The sequence below is a fragment of the Marinomonas lutimaris genome (genome assembly GCF_019426345.1).
GTDB classification, from domain to species: domain Bacteria; phylum Pseudomonadota; class Gammaproteobacteria; order Pseudomonadales; family Marinomonadaceae; genus Marinomonas; species Marinomonas lutimaris.
The window spans coordinates 18,932-35,031 of the sequence record NZ_JAHLLW010000030.1 but is presented as its reverse complement, the minus strand read 5'-3'; the positions used below and the strand labels follow the sequence as shown (position 1 = coordinate 35,031).

Here is a 16,100-nt window from a genome sequence, read left to right as displayed (position 1 = left end):
AAAATCGTGTTGCTAAACACTACCTTTAACAAAGTGAATGAGACGTTTGGGCGATAGCCCTATAAAGCGAATTTTTGGTTACTTTTTGGACGCTTGCAAAAAGTTACCCGCTCAGCAGAGCGGAAAAAAGGTCGGGAATACAAAGCATTTGAATGGAACCCAAAGAAGAAAGATTGTCGTATAAAAAAGGCCCCATTTACCTGAGTAGACAAAATGGGGCCAAGGTAGTCGTTGATCTTTTGTCAATGACGAGTCTGTTTTGGCTCGTTCATTTCGCGCATGCGTTTGCGGTGTTCGACAAATTCGTCACTCAGCATGTAGTCGCCCTGCTCGGTGTGAGCAAGTGCGCCTCGGTTCACTAGTGCGTCTAAGGTTTTTGGCAATACCTTCTGGCGTCGTTCGCCTTTGATAAAGTAAAATTGCTCACCCAATTGGATTAATTTAAAACCAGATTCTAGATACCCAACACATAAGTTTTGAGTTGGCGTTAACTTGAGTTTCATTGTTCACCTCACATTGCCTGCCGTCTCTTAAATTTAAATCAATTGATCATTTATCGTTCATGTTAACTATAGACTATAGACACTTTTTTCAAGAACAGTAATTTTCTCCCATCAAGATTACAAAAAGATAAAAAAAGAAACCTTTTTCATCCTGCCACGAGGCTAGTCGTTGATCAACGGTCTCAAAAAGTTAAAAAAAAGGGAAGACATCACGCCTTCCCTTTTCACAAACCTTGCAGTGATTGCTTTATTCAGCAAACACGACGGTTTTATTACCGTGTACTAAAACACGATCTTCCAAGTGGTAGCGTAGGCCACGTGACAGTACGAGTTTTTCGATGTCTTTGCCTAAGCGAACCATGTCTTCTGCCGCATGGCTGTGGCGAACACGAATCACGTCTTGTTCGATAATCGGGCCTGCGTCTAAATCGGCTGTGACGTAGTGACAGGTCGCACCAATCAGCTTCACACCACGAACAGCGGCCTGATGGTAAGGCTTAGCACCAATAAAAGACGGCAAGAAGCTGTGGTGAATGTTGATTACCTTGTGACGGTATTTCTCACACAAATATTCAGGGAAGATCTGCATATAACGCGCTAATACAATGGTATCGGCTTGTGTAGAATCGATGCAGGCTTCGATCTCTTGGAAAGCTGGCATTTTATCTTCTTTTGGCACTGGAATGCAGAAGTATGGAATCTTGTACCATTCGACCATAGAGCGCAGGTCTTCGTGGTTCGCAATAACACCAACGATTTCACAGTTCAGTTCGCCTGTGTGCCAGCGATGCATAATGTCGTTTAGGCAATGAGATTCTTTGGTTGCCAACAAAACAACTTTAGGACGATCTTCACTGTCTTTCACATACCAGCGCATGTTGAATTCTTCTGCGATTGGCGCGAATTCTCTGCGGAAGGTTTCAACATCGATATTCAAGCTTTCTGCATCTACATCGTGACGCATAAAGAACCATTTTTGTTCTAAATCTGTATGATGACTCGCTTCGATAATCGAGCCTTGGCGTTCATTCAAAAACTGACTTACCGCCGCTACAATCCCCACTCTGTCGGGACAACTAATCACAAGTCGAAATGTTTTCTTTCTCATAGTAAAACTTATAAACCTTAAAAACTCTTAAAAGTAAAAAGGCTAAACAACGGGCTTAACCTTAAAAAAACGTCGGCGAATTATACTGAATTCTCTTACTTATTCTTAACTGCTTTTACTTAATTACTTGTTCTTAATAATGTAGCACTGGTGAATTTTGTCGTTACGATCAAAATCTGGGTCCAGCGTTTCACGAGTGATGTTTTTCACATCGTATTCTTGCTCTAAGGATTCGTCCAACACAAAACGACGATAGTTATTAGAGAAGATAAGCTCACCACCTCTCGCCAATCTTGCCATAGCCAAACGAACAAGTTCACCATGATCGCGCTGAATATCTAGGATGTCTGCCATTTTTTTCGAGTTCGAAAACGTCGGCGGATCCATGAAGATCAAGTCAAACTTATCACGACTTTGTTTTAGCCATTCGATACAGTCTGCACGCTCTACCTGATGATAACGGTCTGAAAATTCATTCAATTCGATATTGCGACGCGCCCATTCAGTGTAAGTATTCGACATATCGACACTCAATGAACTGCGCGCACCACCTTGTCCAGCATGAACAGACGCGGTCGCTGTGTAGCAGAACAAGTTTAAGAAGCGTACGCCATTGGCTTTGTCTTGAATCAATTTACGTACAGGACGGTGATCAAGGAACAAACCAGTATCCAAATAATCTTTTAGATTAACGATGAATTCACAGCCGTACTCTTCTACGATCATTTCGTGTTTCGTCTGATCGAATTTTTCATATTGTTCTTTGCCAGTCTGTCTTTGGCGCTGTTTCAAAATCACATTAGATTCTGAAATATTCAACGCGGTCGGAATGGCAGACATTACTTCAAACAAACGCTGTTTGGCTTTTTCTGGATCAACGCTTTTTGGTGCTTGATATTCTTGAACGTGCGCCCAATTGTCATAGACATCAATGGCGACAGAGTATTCAGGCATATCGGCATCATAAACGCGGTAACACTGGATCTTGTTTTTTTCGACCCATTTTTTCAGTTTCTTAGCATTCTTTTGCAGTCGGTTAGCAAACATTTGTGCGCCCGGCGTCATGACCGATTGCGCGACGACATCTTCTTTTATGCTGCCAGCCAACAATGGGAACTGATACGCACGACATTCGATGCCACCGTTTATCACTCGTGTGCTTTTCTCTGGTCTAGCTGGAATTTGACGCGCCAGATGATCGTTACTGGTTAGCATCATAAACTGCCAGCCACGCACGTGAGTCACTACCCATTCGCCCAATTGGCGATACAAGGCAATCAAGGCCATTTCATCACCAATACGTTCACCATAAGGTGGGTTGGTAATTAATAGACCCGGAGCCTCAGGGTTGATATCGAATTCGTGTTCTTGGAACGACAACATGGTCACGTCAATGACGTCGGTTAGTCCTGCACGCTTGATATTTTCTCGCGCAGCGGCAATGGCTTTTTGCTCTCGATCCGTACCTTGGAAACGAATGCCCAAAGTTGCTGGGTCTTTTTTACGATTCTTGGCGAAGTCCATTAGCTGTTGCCACATACGGTGATCGTGCTGTTTCCAGCCTTTGAATCCCCAATATGGGCGACGTAAACCCGGAGCCATGTCCAAAGACATCATCGCGGCTTCAACAAGGAAAGTACCAGAACCACACATTGGATCGATCAATTGCGTCAAACCGCAATCCGTTCCCCAGCCTGCACGTAGCAAAAGACCGGCCGCTAAGTTTTCTTTAAGAGGTGCCATGCCACCTTGTTGACGGTAACCGCGACGGTGCATACTTTCGCCGGATAAGTCGATGCTGACTGTCACAACGTCACGTTTGATACGCAAAGCAATGCGGACTTCTGGCTGTTCTTTTTCAACGTTAGGACGTTCGCCAGACAAGGCAATAAAGTAATCGGCAATGGCATCTTTGGCACGAACCGCACCAAACTGTGTATTGCGGATATGGTGATTGGTGCCGTGGCAATCAATCGCGATGGTGTTGCTTGAATTCATGTGATCGGACCACTGAATCGCTTTTACGCCATCGTATAAGTCGTCGGCAGATTCCATTTTGAAATTGGCAATCGGCAACATAACGCGAGTCGCAACGCGAGACCAAAGGCACGCTTTGTACATGCCTTCTAAGTCTGTGGTCAGCTTAACCTGCGCTTCACCCAATCGAGTTTGCGTTAGGCCTTCACCATGCAGCTCTTTTTCTAAGACATTTTCCAACCCAAGAGGACAGGTTATTTCTAATGCGTAAACCTGACTTGCTGAATCAGTTGTCTGTAATATCGTGCTCATTTATAAAATACTTTTTTAAATTTCAATGAATGTTTCGAAACGCATAAAGAGGGCGGGATTGTGTCCCGCCCTCTTTTTTAAACAAGGCACAAAATACGCTGCGCCTTGTTTCAATTCGATCTTTAGATGCCGAGATCAAGTTCTCGGTAATAAGCATCTGTGCTTGCTATTGCTTCCTTAATTAACTCTGGGCCGTGATAAATAAAGCCCGAATAAATCTGTACTAAACGCGCACCTGCTTGCAGTTTTTCTACCGCATCGGCGCCACTTGAAATACCGCCAACACCAATAATAGGCAAGGTGTCTTTCAAATGTTCAGCCAATACTTTCACTACATGAGTGGATGCATCGCGAACGGGCATACCGCTCAGTCCACCCGCTTCTTTTTCAAATTGATGACCTAAAACCGCCTCGCGAGACAAGGTAGTATTGGTGGCAATAATACCATCAACACCCTGCTCAACCAGAGTATCAGCAACCATTTTAATTTCGTCATCTGTCATATCAGGAGCAATTTTCACCGCCAATGGCACACGCTTACCCTGCTCTGCTTCGTAACGGTCACGTGCTGCAACCAATGGCGCGATTAACTGAGCCAAGCTTTCACCAAATTGCAAACTACGAAGTCCCGGTGTGTTTGGCGAGCTAATGTTTGCTGTAATGTAATCTGCGTAAGGAATAACGTTTTCTAAACAAGCCAAATAATCTGCTGCCGCATCTTCTACCGATGTGGTTAGGTTTTTGCCAATATTGACACCCAACACACCAGGATAGCGGTGAGATTTAATTCGTGAAACCAAATGATCTACACCTTTATTATTAAAGCCCATGCGATTGATAATGGCTTCATGCTCTGGCAGACGAAATAAACGAGGTTTGGGGTTGCCAGCTTGCCCTTTCGGTGTCACGGTTCCCACTTCAACAAAACCAAACCCTAATGCCCCCAAGGCCTCAAACGCATCGGCATTCTTATCTAAACCCGCAGCCAAACCAACTGCGTTTGGAAAACGTAATCCCATCACATCAACAGGTTTAGTTGATGGCAAACCACCTAGAAATTTGTTTAAACCCAATCGACTGCTTGCTGCAAGAAGATCCAATGACAATTCATGGGAGACTTCTGGGTCCAGTTTAAAAAGTAACGAGCGAGCAAATTGGTACATTGTTAGGGCTCCTAGGCGGTTAAAATCAGATAAATGCCTTATCTGGTCTGTGCTGTCTAATTTATATATTCTTCTAATTCGTGCTGTATGATTCGTGCTATCTGACTTTAGTGACGGCAATCAGCTTATTCATGTCATCAAATTCTACTTCAAAAAAACCGTAAATCCCTTGATGAGTAACAAAACGCTGAAAAGCTGACAAAGGCAACTGAACTTTACGACCATCTAGACTGCTCGCGACTAGGTTTTTCGCTGCTCCAGCATACATAGCTTCATATTTAAACGCAGGCAAAGCCACATTTAATACAATTTTCGCCATTTTTTCGTCCTGTGCTTACGTTACCCTTACAGAGATCACCCTGTGCGTAAAGATTTGAATCCGATAAGATGAAGGCTATTATATGGAGACCTTTGCACGAAGTCACGAGCGAAGCCAAGACGAGGCAAAAACAGACGAAAAAGCGTTGTTTATAGGTTATAAACGAGCACTTTGAGTGCTGTTTTTAACAAAGTATTGGTGAGCATATTCGTTTTGCAAGGTTTTCATCTTGCGTTGACACTTTTATTGACAAAAGTATAAGGAACCTAGGTTCGATGGTAACTGTAATTGAGCAATTAAAAGATCACCTAAACCATGCCGTTGTTGGCCAACCAGATTTAACTCATGAATTACTTGTCGCTTTAATCGCTAATGGCCATGTACTTCTAGAAGGGCCACCGGGCATAGCAAAAACCACCGCTGCAAAAGCTCTTGCTAGTGCTATCGACAGCCGCTTCCAGCGCATCCAGTTTACACCAGATCTTTTACCTGGCGATGTCACGGGCTCTGATATTTATCAGCAAGAAACCGGCCAGTTTAGCTTTATTCCCGGCCCAATCATGAACGACATAGTGCTAGCCGACGAGATCAACAGAGCGCCAGCCAAAGTACAATCTGCATTGCTTGAAGCCATGGGTGAAAGACAAGTCACCGTTGGCAATCACAGCTACCCGCTGTCTGCACTGTTTTTTGTTATTGCCACGCAAAACCCAATCGAGCAAGAAGGCACTTATCCTTTACCTGAAGCGCAGCTTGATCGCTTTATGATGAAAATAAACCTCGGCTACCCAAGCGCTGCCAGCGAATTGGATGTACTCAGATTAGTGCGTCAGCAAGATTTACACAAAACCTCTACAAGCAAACCGCAACCTGTTTGCAAACCTCATGAAATTCTTGAACTTCAGCATAAAGCCTTGTCTTTATATATGTCTGAAAGTGTCGAGCAATACATAGTGCAGCTCGTCATGGCGACTCGCCAACCTGAGCTTTATTTAGGTGAAGCGGGTAAAGGAACAAATCTGATTGAATTTGGCGCCAGCCCTCGTGGCACCTTAGCTCTTGATCGTTGTGCTCGTGCCAATGCGCTGATAAACGGTAGAGACTTTGTCACACCAGACGATGTTCGCCAGATTGCCTTACCTGTGCTGCGCCATCGCATCATTACGACGTTTGAAGCACAAGCCGCCGGATTATCTGTTGACGATCTATTGAAGCGATTAATTAGTCACGTTCCTGCACTGTAACTCAGGGAATCGCAGCAAAAGGCAATTAGTACGATGAGCCCATTATTATCACCCGAATCTCCTGAACTGGATGACGCCCATTTCGCCCTATTGGCAAGTTATGCCAAGCATTTAGGACGAGCACCCAAAGCCATTCGTTTTGCGACCAATTCAGGAGAGCGTCGCTCACGACAAAAAGGTCATGGCATGGAAATGCTCGAACTTCGCGCTTATCAAGCCAGTGACGATTTGCGCCATATAGATTGGCGGGTGACGGCTAGAACAGGCCAAGCTCATACTCGACTTTATGCGCAAGAAAACGACCATCAACGGCTATTATTATTGGATCTGTCTAGTAGCGCTTATTTTGGAACTCGTCATACCTTTATTGCCACGCGCTTTATTCAACTTGCAGGTATTATTGCGTGGCGCTCCAAACAGCAAGGTGACACCCTGTCTTATCGAATCACCTACGGCAACCAAGAACACGCTAGCAATAAATCAGGCACATTACCGACGCTTTTAAACTATTTAAAAGACGCGTCTAAGATAGAAAATCGAGCCAATGGCCACAAAACGACCAGCATTTGGTCTAACACCTTACTTGCCAACAAAGCTCATAATAAAGACGTGATCATTCTTACAGACAAACAAAGCTGGAATGATGACGAAGAAAGCGCGCTGATGAAGCTTGCCGAGCACAACTCCGTTCACTGGATACAAATCATCGATAGCAATGTCTTTAACTTACCTGCTGGCCAATATCAAATGGCCGATAATAACGGCATTAAACCCGTGACCATCAGCAAAAACAGCATGCAACAAGCGAAAGCTGATTTCCTATCACAAAACACGTTGATGCGTAAAAAACTGGCTTCTTTTGGCATTCGCCACCAAATATTTGATATCACCGAATCGCCTGAAAAAATTGCTCGCTATCTACTTTCTCAAGGAGCACTTCGCTGATGCCTACCGCACAAGCGCCTCTACAATCAGCAACACAAGCAATAGACTTGCCACACAAAGCTTATATGCTACCGCAATCTATTCCTATGTGGCCGCCCGTTTGGTGGACCTGGCTTATTGTTGCGGCCATTATTTTAGTAATAATAGGTTTGCTGTTCTTATTGTATCGACGCCATAAAAAACGCACCTACCGACGCGAGGCGCTTTCTAATATAACTAAGCAATCCAGCGAACTCTCAGATAAAGAAAGCATTTTACTTTGCCACGAAATGGTACGTCGCTGCTTAATAAGTGAAGGCAAAACAGAAACTGCTGCTTTGCCCAGCAAGACATTATTTGAAACGCTAGACAAATCCATGCCAGCAAAACGACAATTCTCTACGCTCGGCAACGAGTTTATCGATGGTCCTTATAGAAGCCAGACTGAGCTAACCTCAGAACAACGCAGCACTATGATAAAAAACACTTGCTATTGGATAAGGAAACACCATGCTTGAATTGTCTTGGCCTTGGTTCCTTCTTCTTTTGCCTTTGCCCTTTATTATGTATTTTCTACCAAAAGCAAAGCCCAAAGGCGACGGCATTTGGTGGGGAAATACAGCACAGTTAGTCGATCACCAAGATGGCAAAGCGATACCTAAACGCCCGACATTGCGCTACGCCTGCCTGTTGATCTCTTGGATATTACTGATCTTTGCTATGAGCCAACCTGTTTGGTTAGGCGAGCCCACAAAAGTCACGCCGTCAGGCCGAGATTTGCTGATTGCTCTGGACTTATCTGGCAGTATGCAAGTCAGCGATATGGCACTAAATGACCAACCAGCAAACCGACTAGAAGCCGCCAAATCTGTTTTGTCTGACTTTATTCAACAACGCCGCGGTGACCGGATTGGCATTATCGTGTTTGGCTCAAAAGCCTATCTGCAAGCACCGTTAAGCTTTGATACCAAGACGATTAATCAGCTCGTGCAAGAAGCCCAAATTGGTTTTGCTGGTGAACAAACTGCCATTGGCGATGCCATCGGACTGGGAATAAAAAGACTCGAAGATAAACCCTCCGATAAAAAAGTACTTATTTTAATGACGGATGGCGCAAATACCGCAGGTCGAGTCCAACCTCAACAAGCCGCCGCCTTTGCTGCTTCACAGAATGTAAAAATCCACACCATAGGTATTGGCGCAGATAGCATGATTGTTCAAAGTTTCTTTGGCCCTAAAGCCATAAACCCTTCTAGCGATCTAGATGAAACACTATTGAAAAATATTGCCGCACAAACAGGTGGCGAATATTTCCGTGCCAAAAGTACTGAAGATCTGCAAGCCATTTACCAAACACTTGATGCGTTAGAACCGACACCCGCTGAAGATATTTGGCAACGACCATTAACCAGCCTATTCCATTGGCTAGGACTTGCCTCGATTATCTTTCTAGGTTTAGCGCTACTCGCCAGCAAACAACTTGCATGGAAGAAAAGCTTTCTGCATAAAAGAAGCTCGCGCAAAGGAGGTCAAGCATGATGCTTTTTGACTTGATTCACTTTGAACGTCCCTACTGGCTTATTTTACTACCTGTTACCTTGCTACTGTCGTATTTCATCACCGCAAAAAGCTCGAACAAAAGCACGCTCAATAAAGTGGTCGATCAACGATTGATGCAGCATTTGGTTTATCAAAATACCTCCAGTAACGTGAATAAATGGCTTGGTTTAGCGGCAATATCATTGTGTTGGATTGGTTTAGCTGGCATCAGCTGGACGAAAGCGCCAACCACCATGTTTGAAAATACCCAGAAAACTATCTTAGTTGTTGATCAATCGCTATCTATGTACGCGACCGACATTAAGCCAAACAGACAAACTCAATTAAAACAAACCATTCGCGACATACTAGCACAAAGTAAAGAAGGCGATATTGCACTGGTCGCATTTGCAGGTGAAGGCTTTGTTATCAGCCCTTTTAGCCAAGACAGAGAAACTATCATCCATTTTTTACTCGCATTAGATCCGATCATCATGCCGACGTACGGTAGCAACCTAACCAGTGGTATTGAAACCGCATTATCTCTTAGCAAAGATGACGCCACGCCACTGCATCTTATTGTGTTAACCGATGACCTTAGCGAGCAGGATAAGACGGCAATCCCTGCGTTATTTAAAGGCAAAAACATACAGTTGGATTTAGTGGCTGTAGGCACAACGAACACATCATTGATCAAACTACCTGACGGTCAAATCTTGAGAAAAAATGGCAAAAACATCACGCCAATAACACCTATTAATGATTTAAAAGCACTAACCACATCACTTGGCGGTACATTCCACCAAGGACGCTTAAGCCCTCCAGAACTGGCACAAATCACTAATACAAAACTGGACAATCAACAGACTCAAAAAGCACAAAATAAAAGCATACATTGGATAGAACAAGGCCAGTGGCTTGCTCTACCCTTTTTAATTTGGCTGGCATTTCAGTTCCGCAAAGGCATGCTATTTATATTGCTGGTTAGCGTCATTTATTTACCTTCCGAGAAGCTACAAGCCTCTCCTCTTGATTGGTTTCTGACGCCAGATCAAAAAGGCCAACAGGCGGTAGATCAAGGCAATTGGCAAGCGGCTAATCAATACTTTCAGCGGCCAGAATGGAAAGCGGCATCGTCATACGCCGTAGAAAATTATCCAGAAACGATTCAGCAATTAGGTAATTTAGATAGAAACGCAGCAGAAAATTATAATCTGGGCAATGCGCTGGCATTATCAGGCGATACCGAAAAGGCTATTCGAGCCTATGAAAAAGCATTAGAACAAGATCCTTCACTAAAAGCCGCTAAAGACAATCTTGATTACTTAAAAAAGCAGCAACAAGAACAACAAAAGAAAGACCAGCAGAAAAAAGAACAGGAAAAATCTAAACAGCAAGACAAAGAGAAGAATCAAAACAAACAACCCAACCAGTCTGATGCAGATAATAAAAGCAATTCAAAGGATAAAAACGACTCAAAAGATCCCTCTGACTCAAAAAAAGATAATAAAAAGAACGAAAAACAAGACAAAAACAAAACACCTGAGGATAATAAGCAAAATGAAAAATCAGACGAACAAGAACAGAAACAGCCTGAAAACTCAAAACTAGACAAAGAAAAGACACAAGCGCTCAACCAGTGGCTAAGACAAATCCAAGACGACCCAGGATTACTGTTACAACGCAAGCTCTGGTATTTACACCAAGAAAAGCGCAATGAAAATCGATTTTCGCAAGAGGATGGGCAAAACCCATGGTAATAAAGCACTACTTCCTTTCATTAATATCGCAAAACAAGCCAAGTCGCTTGTTTTTCTCACTAATGACGACCCTGCTTTTTATTGCATTATCAAGCTCTCTTCACGCAGCCAGTGTTACCGCCACGCTTAATAAAAACGTCGCAACTGAAAACGAAGTCGTTCAGCTCACTTTACGTGCCGACTTTTCAGACACCGGAAACGGCCCAGACTTATCTCCTTTAGAACGCGATTTTGATATCTTAGGTAAAAGCCAAAACAGCCAATTTAGCTTCAACCTAGGCACGAGTACTGCTTTAAACTTTTGGGTTGTCACCTTGATGCCAAAATCAGTCGGCACATTTGAAATCCCCCCGATAAAAATAGGTGATCATGAATCTCAACCTATTAGACTGACCATTAAAAGCTCGCCACAACTACTGGATAGCAATGGCAATCCGCCTGTCATGCTAAAAACAGAAGTATCCGAAATCGAGCCATATCTTCAGCAAGAAGTCATCTTGAGCGTCAAGCTCTATACTTCTGTCGCACTACAAAATGCCAATCGATCTGTCCCTTCGCACCCTGATCTTGTCATTGAAAGACTTACTGACGATCAGATGAATTATCAAACAGTTAATGGCACTCAGTATCAGGTTATTACACGAGATTATTTAGCCTTCCCACAGCGCAGCGGCCTATTGACGATACCACCACAAAGCATTCAAGCGATGATTAACACATCAACAGGTAGAAGAATGATAAAGGTTCAAAGCGAACCTCTTAATCTTCAAGTGACTCCAATTCCAGCCAGCTACACAGGCGATGCCTGGCTACCTAGTAGCAAAGTAACCGTATCAACCACCCTTGATAAATCGAATGATGCGCCAAGAATTGGCGACACGCTTATTTGGACGATTAATATCAGTGCCAAAGGCGCCTTGCCCGAACAAATTCCAACACTAGATTTCAACAGTACTCGCAATTACAAGCTCTATCCAAAACCACCTAAATTCGACAATCAAAAAACGGCTGACGGCGTGACTGGCAGTCAAAGCATTACAGTTGAAGTGGTTCCAACGGAACAAGGCACTCTTACTCTGCCTGACATCAATATCACCTACTGGAATACTGAAACAAGAGCTATTAGTACGGCTAGCGCCTCAACACAAGCCATTGAAATTGCGCCATTACCAAATACGTCCAGCAAAACGAATGATGCCACCACAAAAAAACAAACAATCAATGAGCCATTACCAGCTCAAACCCGCTCGGTCGCTCCAATATCCTTGGCCAAAAAACCAGTAGAAAAAGAAGTACAATCAAATCAAACGACACAAGAAAATGGCCTAGATCTAAAAGTATTACAAACAAACGACGGCTTTTCGCTACGTCATTACCTAATTGCTGGATTGCTGATTTTAGCAATAGTTATGCTAAGCATATGGACTATTATTTGGCTCAAACGCAAAAAATCACAGCCAGAAGTCAATTACCAAGTCCCTACATTACAAGAATTTGCGCCACTCAGTACTACAGATGAACAAAGTGCTTACAGGGCGTTAATTGAGTGTTGCCAGCAAAATAACCTGCCATCATTAAGACCCAGCCTATTAGAATGGGCTCGTCATCGCTGGGGAGACAACGAAATTCGTAGTGTTGATGACATAAAACGTCTAACGTCCGTACATGTTACTCAACTTCTAATGGAAGCGGAATTGATGCTGTACTCAAACAATCCTGCACATGAATGGCAAGGACAACCTCTTGCCGATGCCCTTGATGAATACACTAGCGGACAAGCCAAACCTTCTCAGGCTAGCCAGCTGAAAACACTTTATCCAAACTTTTAATGAATGCTCTTTCCAAAAAGGACCAACATGATGACACCATTTCAATCTGGCATTGTTGCCGAAGCCTCAAGTGATGCCCTTTTTATTACATTCAATGTAAATAGATCAGAAATCAACAACCTTAAAAACGCCCTAGCGGCTGCTCCTGCGCTTATTGAAGAACTGCAATTACAGTTCCCAGCAGCAGATCTACACACTGCCATTGGCCTTAGCAGCCTTATATGGGATGAGCTAGACAGCAAGCGTCCGAAACTTCTTGCCACCTTCCCTCATGTCGCAGGCAAAGACATTGAGTTCACACCAACAGACGTTGATCTTGTTCTTCACATTCGCTCATCTCGCCATGATGCAAGCTACCAGTTAGCTAATATTCTTTTTAAAGCATTTGGAAGCAGCGTCACGTTAGTTGAAGAAGTCAGTTGCTTTAAGTATCTAGATAATCGTGATTTGACTGGATTTGTGGATGGCACTGAAAACCCTGCGGGCGAGCAGCGCAAGGCAGTTGCTCTAGTAGGCGATGAAGATCCAAGCTTTGAATACGGCTCCTACTTCAATTTAATGCGTTTCGTTCATGACTTAGATAAATGGGAAAAAGAAGACCTAAAAACTCAAGAGGATATATTTGGACGAACCAAACATACCAACCAAGAATACCCTTCAGCAGAAAAATCTGTCCATGCTCATACCAAGCGTACTTCGCTTAAAGATGAAAATGGCAACTCGATGGAAATCTTGCGCCACAGCATGCCATTTGCCTCTTTGACAGAAAAAGGCCTTATGTTTGCCAGCTATAGCAAGACACCAGTAATTTTTAATCTAATGCTGGAAAGCATGGTAAAAGGTGACGAGAATGGCAACACCGACCACCTCATGAAGTATACTCGTGCAACAACAGGACAAGCCTTCTTTATCCCATCAAACCAATGGCTAACATCCCTTTCTAACAGCAAATAAACAAAAAACTTTTGCTAGTTAGACTTTTTAGTTAGAAAATTCAAGCAAACAAAAAAGCCACTCAACATTGAGTGGCTTTTTTGTGAGCAAAATAACAGTCTATCTTTCTATTTTTGCTTTATTCTTTAAGTAGTCTTGCTGACCTTGAGAGCTAAGAGTTGCTTGAGTCTGATTCAAGTAACGCTCATAAGCCAGTTTCTGATCTTCAGGAACAGTCGCATTACCCACATCAACTTTATTTAAGCGAATCAAAGCCAAATCACCATTAGAAAGACCTTTCACTTCAATAACAGGTTTACCATCTGGGTGAGGCAAAGAGAAAGCCAATGATGTCATTTCATCTTGACCGCGCTTAGCATCTTTCACAGAAGTCCACTTGGTAGCACTTGCACTCTTCGCTTTTTCAGCTTTAGCGCGCAGTGACTCTACCGCTTTATTTTGAACAACAATCGAAGCGACCTGTTCTTTCGTTTCTTCATAAGACTGGAAAGCTTCTGGTTTATGGTCATTCAAATGCAGCACAACTACCTGGTCATCACTCAATTCAACCAAATTACTGTTCTGACCGTCTTCCAATACAGGAGTACCAAAGGCTGCAGCGATAACTGCTGGATTACTAGTCACTTCGTCAGAACCACCATCACGACTAAAATACGCACTTTGAAGTACATCAACGCCATATTCTTTTGCGAGAGCATCTAGCTTATCGCTGGCATAGGCCAAATCAGTAATATCTTCATGAGCCGTCAATAGAGCATCTCTTGCTTTACTTTCAAGCAATTGTTGCTCTAGTTCAGATTTTCTAGAAGCAAAGCTAGGAACATCAGGCTTAGTAATATCATCCAATTCAATTAGATGGTAACCAAACTGAGTCTTAACAGACTTAACCTCACCTTTTTTCATAGAAAACAGCGCATCGTCAAAAGCTTGATCTATTGTGCCTTTTTCGACATAACCTAAATTACCGCCATCGTTCTTAGAGCCAATATCATCAGAGTATTCAGCCGCTAAATCCGCAAACTTAGCACCAGATTTTAGCTTAGCCTGAACTTCTTCAAGACGCTTTTGAGCATCCGCATCACTGCGATCCGATGTATCAATCAAAATATGTGACGCTGATCTCTCTTCTTGTGCGAGTGCCGAAATAGAAGCTTGGTAAGCGTCCTGCAATTCGGCATCCGTAACTTTTACCTTCTTCTTAAAATCAGAGCTTGAAATCACAACGTAATTTACTTTGACTTGCTCTGGCGTCTTGAAGTTCTCTTTATTAGCTTCGTAATACGCTTGTAGCTCATCATCTGACACACTGGTATTTTCTGATTCATCAGCCAATGAGAAAGAAACATAATCATAAGTTCTTTCTTGAGCCTGCAATTTAGAAACGCTGTCTACCTGATAAGGCAAAACAAACTCAGAACCAGCAATCGCATTACGAGGCTGCTGAATTAAAACATCTTGCTTAATACGCTCTTTAAAGGCGAGCGGAGTAAAACCAAGAGAACGAATAAAGTTAAGGTATTTGTTTTGATCAAACTGACCGTTAGTTTGGAATTGCTCAGCCTGTAACAAATAGGCATTCACTTGAGCGTCAGAAACGCCTAATCCCAGACCTTTTGCCTGATTAGCTAATACAACACGCTGAACCAACTCATCTAAAGCACGACGCTGCAATAAGTTGTCTTCCAGTAATGCAGGATTAACTTGCCCACCCATCATAGAAATTAATTGACGGCGTTGAGTTTCAGCACCTTGCAACATTTGCGTACGGGTAATATCTACCCCATCCACTTCAGCAACGGTATCTGATGAATTAAAGCTAGTAACCAAGGCGTCTACGCCAAATAGAGCAAAAGTCACAACGATAAAACCAACTATGATCTTTACCACAATGCCTTGTGACTTATCTCTGATATCCTGGAGCATTACTGCCTCCAAATGAGTTAATTGAATGACAAATAAAAAAGGTGTATTCCGCTTGGAATACACCTTTTGTGTCTAATGGCGGAACAGACGGGACTCGAACCCGCGACCCCCTGCGTGACAGGCAGGTATTCTAACCAACTGAACTACTGCTCCAAAAACATTAGTTTACAGCGTCTTTTAGACCTTTACCGGCTTTAAAACCAGGAACCTTCGCTGCTTTAATTTGGATTTCCTCACCAGTTTGAGGATTACGGCCTGTACGTGCCGCACGTTCTTTAACTGCAAAAGTACCAAAACCAACTAGTGTAACCTGGTCACCTTTTGCCAAAGCCGCTTCAATTGCTTTTAATGTAGCGTCAAGTGCGTTGCTAGCAGAAGCTTTAGATAAATCAGCAGACGCTGCAATAGCATCAATCAATTCAGATTTGTTCACGTTGTACCCCTTCAGTATTTTCGTGGTTCCTTAATAATTTTTCGGCGCAGTATAAATGCCTACCGACAAGGCCGAGCGAGCAGTTATACAAGCCCAGCCTACTCCCTGTCAA

14 protein-coding genes and 1 tRNA gene are annotated in these 16,100 nt (G+C 43.2%); 7 read left to right on the top strand and 8 right to left on the bottom strand.

Annotated elements, in window-relative coordinates:
• Nucleotides 1–242: 242 nt before the first annotated feature.
• The 5 genes from KPL72_RS20075 to KPL72_RS20055 form a co-directional block, all read right to left on the bottom strand.
• On the bottom strand, nucleotides 243–503 hold the full coding sequence (locus KPL72_RS20075) for a hypothetical protein (protein WP_012069448.1): 261 nt from the start codon (nucleotides 501–503) through the stop codon (nucleotides 243–245).
• A 247-nt stretch (nucleotides 504–750) separates the two neighbouring features.
• Nucleotides 751–1,611 carry a formyltetrahydrofolate deformylase gene (purU, locus tag KPL72_RS20070; protein ID WP_219704220.1) on the bottom strand — a complete coding sequence of 287 codons (861 nt, stop codon included), beginning with the start codon at nucleotides 1,609–1,611 and terminating at the stop codon, nucleotides 751–753.
• A gap of 123 nt (nucleotides 1,612–1,734) precedes the next feature.
• Nucleotides 1,735–3,900 carry a bifunctional 23S rRNA (guanine(2069)-N(7))-methyltransferase RlmK/23S rRNA (guanine(2445)-N(2))-methyltransferase RlmL gene (gene rlmKL, locus KPL72_RS20065; RefSeq protein WP_219704219.1) on the bottom strand — a complete coding sequence of 722 codons (2,166 nt, stop codon included), beginning with the start codon at nucleotides 3,898–3,900 and terminating at the stop codon, nucleotides 1,735–1,737.
• Between the two features lie 122 nt (nucleotides 3,901–4,022).
• On the bottom strand, nucleotides 4,023–5,063 hold the full coding sequence (locus KPL72_RS20060) for a quinone-dependent dihydroorotate dehydrogenase (protein ID WP_219704218.1): 1,041 nt from the start codon (nucleotides 5,061–5,063) through the stop codon (nucleotides 4,023–4,025).
• A gap of 97 nt (nucleotides 5,064–5,160) precedes the next feature.
• On the bottom strand, nucleotides 5,161–5,382 hold the full coding sequence (locus tag KPL72_RS20055; RefSeq protein ID WP_212918484.1) for a DUF2835 family protein: 222 nt from the start codon (nucleotides 5,380–5,382) through the stop codon (nucleotides 5,161–5,163).
• Between the two features lie 275 nt (nucleotides 5,383–5,657).
• Here KPL72_RS20055 and KPL72_RS20050 point away from each other — a divergent pair, with 275 nt between their 5' ends.
• The 7 genes from KPL72_RS20050 to KPL72_RS20020 are packed head-to-tail and all read left to right on the top strand — an operon-like array spanning nucleotide 5,658 to nucleotide 13,632.
• Nucleotides 5,658–6,626 carry an AAA family ATPase gene (locus KPL72_RS20050; RefSeq protein ID WP_219704217.1) on the top strand — a complete coding sequence of 323 codons (969 nt, stop codon included), beginning with the start codon at nucleotides 5,658–5,660 and terminating at the stop codon, nucleotides 6,624–6,626.
• A gap of 33 nt (nucleotides 6,627–6,659) precedes the next feature.
• Complete coding sequence (locus KPL72_RS20045; RefSeq protein ID WP_219704216.1) at nucleotides 6,660–7,571, top strand: DUF58 domain-containing protein; 912 nt, start codon at nucleotides 6,660–6,662, stop codon at nucleotides 7,569–7,571.
• Nucleotides 7,571–8,068: a DUF4381 domain-containing protein gene (locus KPL72_RS20040; RefSeq protein ID WP_219704215.1), complete on the top strand. Its 498-nt coding sequence runs from the start codon at nucleotides 7,571–7,573 to the stop codon at nucleotides 8,066–8,068. The genes KPL72_RS20045 and KPL72_RS20040 overlap by 1 nt, the downstream gene beginning before the upstream one ends.
• Nucleotides 8,061–9,089 (top strand): VWA domain-containing protein, encoded by a 1,029-nt coding sequence (locus KPL72_RS20035; protein ID WP_219704214.1) that lies wholly within the window; start codon nucleotides 8,061–8,063, stop codon nucleotides 9,087–9,089. Before KPL72_RS20040 ends, KPL72_RS20035 begins: the two co-directional genes overlap by 8 nt.
• Nucleotides 9,086–10,849 carry a VWA domain-containing protein gene (locus KPL72_RS20030; protein ID WP_219704213.1) on the top strand — a complete coding sequence of 588 codons (1,764 nt, stop codon included), beginning with the start codon at nucleotides 9,086–9,088 and terminating at the stop codon, nucleotides 10,847–10,849. The genes KPL72_RS20035 and KPL72_RS20030 overlap by 4 nt, the downstream gene beginning before the upstream one ends.
• A complete protein-coding gene (locus tag KPL72_RS20025; protein ID WP_219704212.1) occupies nucleotides 10,843–12,678 on the top strand; it encodes a BatD family protein in 1,836 nt (611 codons plus the stop codon). Before KPL72_RS20030 ends, KPL72_RS20025 begins: the two co-directional genes overlap by 7 nt.
• Nucleotides 12,679–12,708: 30 nt before the next feature.
• The gene (locus KPL72_RS20020; RefSeq protein WP_346729538.1) at nucleotides 12,709–13,632 is read left to right on the top strand and encodes a Dyp-type peroxidase; all 924 of its coding nucleotides are present in this window, start codon (nucleotides 12,709–12,711) and stop codon (nucleotides 13,630–13,632) included.
• A 99-nt stretch (nucleotides 13,633–13,731) separates the two neighbouring features.
• Here KPL72_RS20020 and KPL72_RS20015 read toward each other — a convergent pair whose 3' ends face one another.
• The 3 genes from KPL72_RS20015 to KPL72_RS20005 all read right to left on the bottom strand — a co-directional run bounded on the left by KPL72_RS20015 (nucleotide 13,732) and on the right by KPL72_RS20005 (nucleotide 15,988).
• Entirely contained in the window at nucleotides 13,732–15,555 is a 1,824-nt protein-coding gene (locus tag KPL72_RS20015; RefSeq protein ID WP_219704210.1) for a SurA N-terminal domain-containing protein, read from the bottom strand.
• 76 nt (nucleotides 15,556–15,631) lie between these two features.
• Nucleotides 15,632–15,708: transfer RNA gene (locus KPL72_RS20010), tRNA-Asp, on the bottom strand.
• 7 nt (nucleotides 15,709–15,715) lie between these two features.
• A complete protein-coding gene (locus KPL72_RS20005) occupies nucleotides 15,716–15,988 on the bottom strand; it encodes an HU family DNA-binding protein (protein ID WP_012069435.1) in 273 nt (90 codons plus the stop codon).
• Nucleotides 15,989–16,100 lie beyond the last annotated feature (112 nt).

Bases quoted from the DNA above. Each gene is read 5' to 3' on its own strand.
- KPL72_RS20030 (WP_219704213.1), top strand. From the start codon at position 9,086: ATGATGCTTTTTGACTTGATTCACTTTGAACGTCCCTACTGGCTTATT.
- rlmKL (WP_219704219.1), bottom strand. From the start codon at position 3,900: ATGAGCACGATATTACAGACAACTGATTCAGCAAGTCAGGTTTACGCA.
- purU (WP_219704220.1), bottom strand. From the start codon at position 1,611: ATGAGAAAGAAAACATTTCGACTTGTGATTAGTTGTCCCGACAGAGTG.
- KPL72_RS20025 (WP_219704212.1), top strand. From the start codon at position 10,843: ATGGTAATAAAGCACTACTTCCTTTCATTAATATCGCAAAACAAGCCA.
- KPL72_RS20060 (WP_219704218.1), bottom strand. From the start codon at position 5,063: ATGTACCAATTTGCTCGCTCGTTACTTTTTAAACTGGACCCAGAAGTC.
- KPL72_RS20040 (WP_219704215.1), top strand. From the start codon at position 7,571: ATGCCTACCGCACAAGCGCCTCTACAATCAGCAACACAAGCAATAGAC.
- KPL72_RS20055 (WP_212918484.1), bottom strand. From the start codon at position 5,382: ATGGCGAAAATTGTATTAAATGTGGCTTTGCCTGCGTTTAAATATGAA.
- KPL72_RS20050 (WP_219704217.1), top strand. From the start codon at position 5,658: ATGGTAACTGTAATTGAGCAATTAAAAGATCACCTAAACCATGCCGTT.
- KPL72_RS20015 (WP_219704210.1), bottom strand. From the start codon at position 15,555: ATGCTCCAGGATATCAGAGATAAGTCACAAGGCATTGTGGTAAAGATC.
- KPL72_RS20020 (WP_346729538.1), top strand. From the start codon at position 12,709: ATGACACCATTTCAATCTGGCATTGTTGCCGAAGCCTCAAGTGATGCC.
- KPL72_RS20045 (WP_219704216.1), top strand. From the start codon at position 6,660: ATGAGCCCATTATTATCACCCGAATCTCCTGAACTGGATGACGCCCAT.
- KPL72_RS20035 (WP_219704214.1), top strand. From the start codon at position 8,061: ATGCTTGAATTGTCTTGGCCTTGGTTCCTTCTTCTTTTGCCTTTGCCC.
- KPL72_RS20075 (WP_012069448.1), bottom strand. From the start codon at position 503: ATGAAACTCAAGTTAACGCCAACTCAAAACTTATGTGTTGGGTATCTA.